This window comes from Pedobacter sp. CG_S7, from assembly GCF_040544395.1.
Taxonomy (GTDB): domain Bacteria; phylum Bacteroidota; class Bacteroidia; order Sphingobacteriales; family Sphingobacteriaceae; genus Pedobacter.
Genome location: NZ_JBEONS010000088.1, coordinates 1 through 2,752, shown reverse-complemented (window position 1 = coordinate 2,752; position 2,752 = coordinate 1). Strand labels below are relative to the sequence as shown.

Annotated in this window: 4 protein-coding genes; all 4 read left to right on the top strand. The window is 37.2% G+C overall.

Going from position 1 to position 2,752, the window contains the following annotated elements:
* The first annotated feature begins 749 nt into the window (after window positions 1-749).
* The 4 genes from AAKU52_RS17305 (at window position 750) to AAKU52_RS17290 (ending at window position 2,738) form a co-directional block, all read left to right on the top strand.
* A complete protein-coding gene (locus AAKU52_RS17305; protein WP_354335884.1) occupies window positions 750-1,367 on the top strand; it encodes a DUF305 domain-containing protein in 618 nt (205 codons plus the stop codon).
* Between the two features lie 52 nt (window positions 1,368-1,419).
* Window positions 1,420-1,764 carry a four-helix bundle copper-binding protein gene (locus AAKU52_RS17300; RefSeq protein WP_502931038.1) on the top strand — a complete coding sequence of 115 codons (345 nt, stop codon included), beginning with the start codon at window positions 1,420-1,422 and terminating at the stop codon, window positions 1,762-1,764.
* Between the two features lie 147 nt (window positions 1,765-1,911).
* On the top strand, window positions 1,912-2,352 hold the full coding sequence (locus AAKU52_RS17295) for an HYC_CC_PP family protein (RefSeq protein WP_354335881.1): 441 nt from the start codon (window positions 1,912-1,914) through the stop codon (window positions 2,350-2,352).
* Window positions 2,353-2,423: 71 nt separating this feature from the next.
* Window positions 2,424-2,738: a DUF3347 domain-containing protein gene (locus AAKU52_RS17290; RefSeq protein ID WP_354335879.1), complete on the top strand. Its 315-nt coding sequence runs from the start codon at window positions 2,424-2,426 to the stop codon at window positions 2,736-2,738.
* Window positions 2,739-2,752: the final 14 nt, after the last annotated feature.

The window sequence follows — 2,752 nt, the reverse complement described above, 5'->3', positions numbered from 1 at the left end:
ATGGAGGTGTGGCTCGTGGGCATAAATATCAATCTTTATCAAAATACAAAGATAAATTTTTAGCCTCAGCCCACAACATTTGGCATTGATCCGTAGCAACTCCACACTGTTTTTTATCTTATTGCAAAGGGCAAAGTTTGTCGAGGCAAGAAGTCTATTGTTGCTAGATGCGGAAAAATCTGCTGTTATGAGGTATGAGTAAAGCGGTTTTTAACGTTGAGTTATCAAAATAAGACATAAAAAAGGTTTATTAGTGAATTCAAAAGCTATTTAAATGAATATTCACTGATAAGTGCCAATTAGGATGTTGTCGCCGTAATGAAAATGAACCACATCATTCATCCGCAATCCTTACAAGTAAACATGCGGAAATTAAAGATCTACAGGTTAAAAAATTATCTAAAGGAATTATTGCATCTCAAGAAAAGGAAATAGCTGAAATGAAGGTGATTTTAGAAAGAATGAAAAATAAGTAAAAATTGTATTTAAGGTAGTTTACTAACGATAGAGGGCAAATCCGGGAGAGATGATTAGGAAGTAATTTAAAATGCTGGTTACAAATCAGAAGGGCTGTAATTAGAGTATACCATTCTAATACCAGAATGCGAGTCGGAATTAGGCTTGAAGTTTGCCAAAGTTAAAATTTGCGATTTTCAGAACAAAAACAGAAACAGCCTTGTTATTAAGGTATTTATATGAGACCTATCCTGCACTAATTAAAATATAATCACCTATTAACATGCATAATTATGAAAAACAACTTAATAATGCTATCACTTGCCGGACTAATGATTTTTGCCCAGGCATGCAGTAAAGATGATGATAACCAGATCACCATCCAAGAACACGACAAAAATCAGATGATGTCTATAATGCATATTATGATGGAGAAGATGATGACAATGCAAAAAACAAATGATCCAGATAATGATTTTGCCATGATGATGAAAATGCATCATCAGGGAGCTATCGACATGTCTAATGATGAGCTGAAAAGTGGCGATGATGCACTAATGAAAAAAACAGCTCAAATGATCATTGATGCTCAAACAGAGGAAATAGCACAGCTGACCTTTTTCTTAAATTCCCATCCAGCACACGCAAATGTACCCGAACTAGGTATGCAGCAAATGGCTAATATGGAACGGTCTGGTAAAATCACTGATCTCCAAATCATTAATGGGGATATCGACCATGATTTTGCCATGTTAATGATACAGCATCATCAGAGTGCAATAGAAAATGCAAGTCTGGAGCTAATTTATGGCCAGGAAGAATCAATGAAATCGTTGGCTAAAAATATAATAACAGCACAGGATAAAGAAATAAAAGACTTGCATGCCTGGATAATTTCAGACGGTAAATAACCAGTATCAATATACAATAAACAATTTATACAACATTTAAAACAGTAAGATTATGTCACATCAAAAATTTCAAGATTGCATTGATGCCTGCGTAGCATGTGCAGTAGCCTGTAACCACTGTGCTACCGAATGTTTAAAAGAAGATGACGTAAAAATGATGACCCGATGTATCCAGTTAGACTTGGAATGTGCGGCGATCTGCCGCTCAGCGGCAGAAGTCATGAGTTTAGGAAGCGAATACAGTGCTCATTTGTGCAGAGTTTGCGCTGATGTTTGTAACGCCTGCGCTGAAGAATGTGAAAAGCATGCAGAAATGGGCATCGAACATTGCAAGGAATGTGCTGAAGCTTGCCGCAAATGTGCTGAGGCTTGTGAGCAAATGGCAACAGCCGCCTAAACAAGTTTGAAAATTCTTATCTGCTGGATTAGGGGCAGGTAAGAATTTTATATGTTTATTACAAAATTATGTAAGTTTTGGAATAGGCGTTCCGCTACCTTTGGCAGTAGTACGTAATTAGAGAATAATAGTTTACTTTAATATCAAATGAAAATCCGTTCATCCGTACAGTTTAAAGCTGCCTTTTTAACCATGGTATTCCTTATGAATACCATGGTGGGCTTTGCTTGTATTGTTGGAATGAATATGGGATTTAATGGTGATCATCATAAAGAGCATATGACGATCCTTGCCAGCGAGCATACTCATATGAATGTTAAAGCTGAGTCTGATCATCATTCAGCCAAAGGATCAAAAGACAATTGTTGTAAAGATGAAGTCGCTAAACTCACAATAGCGGAAAAAATGGCCCAGCGCAGTTTCGACTATAGTCTGCTGACCTTGTCTTTTTTTGATCTGCCAGTTACGACCTATCATATAGGTAGGTTAAACACATTTCCGGTAAACACTCCTAATGCGTATTTCGTCCGGTATTGCCGACCCCCCGTCCCAGATGTACGTATAGCCATACAAAGCTTTCAGATTTGATTTAGAGTTTTTAATTTTTATCCGTTAGTCTACTATCGGCCTAATGATTATTTAAATTTAAAATCAATAAAATGAAAAATATATTTCTAATGGTTGCCGTTATGTCGACCGCATTTATGCAAACTGGGTTTGCACAACAAGACCATACTGCTCATTCGAAAACCGTACAAATACCTGCCTTGCTTCCCTTGTATTACAATGTTAAGGATGCCTTGGTAGCCGGAAACGCAACGCTTTCCGCCTCGAAGGCCGGAGAACTGGTAAAAGCCCTTAACGGTGTAGATGCCAAAGCAGTAAGCGGAACTAACGTATCCGCCCCACAAAGTCCATATTTTTTTAAAGGCAACTTGACTCTACATTTGCTTTTTAAAAAACAATCAATATGACCAAAGCAGAAAAA

Bases quoted from the DNA above. Each gene is read 5' to 3' on its own strand.
- AAKU52_RS17305 (WP_354335884.1), top strand. From the start codon at position 750: ATGAAAAACAACTTAATAATGCTATCACTTGCCGGACTAATGATTTTT.
- AAKU52_RS17300 (WP_502931038.1), top strand. From the start codon at position 1,420: ATGTCACATCAAAAATTTCAAGATTGCATTGATGCCTGCGTAGCATGT.
- AAKU52_RS17295 (WP_354335881.1), top strand. From the start codon at position 1,912: ATGAAAATCCGTTCATCCGTACAGTTTAAAGCTGCCTTTTTAACCATG.
- AAKU52_RS17290 (WP_354335879.1), top strand. From the start codon at position 2,424: ATGAAAAATATATTTCTAATGGTTGCCGTTATGTCGACCGCATTTATG.